Below are 1,780 nucleotides of genomic sequence, written 5' to 3' on the forward strand. Positions count from 1 at the left end.
TGCGCTCTGCTCCCCGGTCGCGGCTAACGCCTTACCGGGGCTACGGGTTCACCGCTGTCTGCGGGCCGGTAGCCCGGACAGATGCGCAGCATCGCCTCCGGGAAATAACGGTGGTGCTTCATCAACCGCCATCCGGCAACAAGGTAAGCGCCTTATTCAAAGCGGGTGGGTATTACTCTTTTTCCAGCAGGCGCATAAAAATCGTCAGCGCTTCATCAAGCTGATGGCGCTGCGCCGCTGAGAGTCCACTTAGCAGCTCCCGCTCATTCTCCACGTGACTTTCCACCGCCCTGTCGATTAACTCTCGCCCCTCTGGCGTCAGCGCGACCAGCATGCTGCGCGCATCGTCCGGGTTTGGCAGACGGCGAATAAACCCCCGTTTTTCCAGCGCTTTCAGACGATGGGTCATGGTGCCGGAGGTGATCATTAACGTTGAAAAGAGCTGGGTGGGCGACAGCACGAACGGTTCGCCCGCCCGCCGCAACGTCGCCAGCATATCAAACTCCCAGCGCACTAAATCATGACGAAGAAAAGCCGCTTCAATGCGCGGCTCCAGTAGCAGCGCGCAGCGTTTCAGGCGGCCAAACGGCCCCATCGGACTGCAATCGAGATCGGGACGTTCCCGTTTCCACTGTTCAAGAATGCGATCCACGGCGTCGGTCTGCGGTGATTTGTCCATTAATGCTCACTTGTCTTGATATCAAGATAAATATCGATACATACTTAGGCCACAATTTACCTTGATGTGAAGATAAAATCATGGCCTTTGTTTCGCGCAATTTGATGGTTGATCTGTTTTTAACCGCGCTGGCCCCCGCCATCTGGGGCAGCACCTATATTGTGACCTCGCAGTTTCTGCCGCCGGATCGGCCGTTTATCGCCGCGCTGCTGCGGGTGCTGCCGGCCGGGATCGCTCTGCTGATCTGGAGCCGCCGTTTCCCGCTGCGCGCCGAGTGGTGGAAGCTGATCGTTACCGGGATCCTGAATATCGGCGCGTTTCAGGCGCTGCTGTTTATTGCCGCCTATCGGCTGCCGGGCGGCCTGGCGGCGGTGATAGGGGCGATCCAGCCGCTGCTGGTGATGCTGTTGGCCTGGTGCGTCGATCGTCAGCGATCGCCCTGGCTGGCGGTGCTCTCGGCATTGATGGGGATCGCGGGAATGGCGATGCTGCTGCTGTCGCCGCAAACCACGCTCGAACCGCTGGGGATCGCCGCGGCGTTTCTGGGGGCGATGAGCATGGCGCTGGGAACCTGGCTGTCGCGTCGCTGGGCGATCGCTTTGCCGGTTATCGCACTGACCGGCTGGCAGCTGCTGATTGGCGGTATCGTACTGGCACCAATTGCGTTACTGGTCGATCCGCCGCTGCATCAGGTGACGCTGACTCAGGCGGCGGGCTATCTGTGGCTGTGCGTTGCCGGGGCTATGCTGGCATACGGCCTGTGGTTTCGCGGTATCAGCCGACTTTCCCCGGTGGCGGTGTCGGCGATGAGCCTGCTGAGTCCGGTGACGGCGGTGCTATTAGGCTGGGTTTTCCTCGGGCAAAAGATCGAGGGGCTGGCGCTGGTGGGGCTGGTGATTGTGCTGTTCAGCGTGCTGTCGATTCAGCGTGCGTTATCGAATAAGAGAGCTGTAGCAGGTCGGTAAATCCCGGAGGCGATGCTGCGCATCTGTCCGGGCTACCGGACCGCAGACGGCGGTGAACCTGTAGCCCGGGCAAGGCGCGTTAGGCGCCGCCCCCGGGAGCAGCGCGCAGAGTGGCTGAATTTCCCGGAGGCGATGC

General features: G+C 60.9%; 2 protein-coding genes. One reads left to right on the forward strand and one right to left on the reverse strand.

Features of this window, described 5'->3' with window-relative positions; all coding sequences use genetic code 11:
• Positions 1-172: 172 nt before the first annotated feature.
• Entirely contained in the window at positions 173-679 is a 507-nt protein-coding gene (locus ABLV30_RS26975; protein ID WP_047722953.1) for a MarR family transcriptional regulator, read from the reverse strand.
• 80 nt (positions 680-759) lie between these two features.
• Between ABLV30_RS26975 and ABLV30_RS26980 the strand changes: the two genes are divergently transcribed.
• Positions 760-1,644 carry an EamA family transporter gene (locus tag ABLV30_RS26980; protein WP_064374738.1) on the forward strand — a complete coding sequence of 295 codons (885 nt, stop codon included), beginning with the start codon at positions 760-762 and terminating at the stop codon, positions 1,642-1,644.
• The last annotated feature ends 136 nt before the right edge of the window (positions 1,645-1,780 follow it).

The organism is Klebsiella sp. CN_Kp113 (assembly GCF_040064585.1).
In the GTDB taxonomy this organism is placed as follows: Bacteria; Pseudomonadota; Gammaproteobacteria; order Enterobacterales; family Enterobacteriaceae; genus Klebsiella; species Klebsiella michiganensis.

Bases quoted from the DNA above. Each gene is read 5' to 3' on its own strand.
- ABLV30_RS26975 (WP_047722953.1), bottom strand. From the start codon at position 679: ATGGACAAATCACCGCAGACCGACGCCGTGGATCGCATTCTTGAACAG.
- ABLV30_RS26980 (WP_064374738.1), top strand. From the start codon at position 760: ATGGCCTTTGTTTCGCGCAATTTGATGGTTGATCTGTTTTTAACCGCG.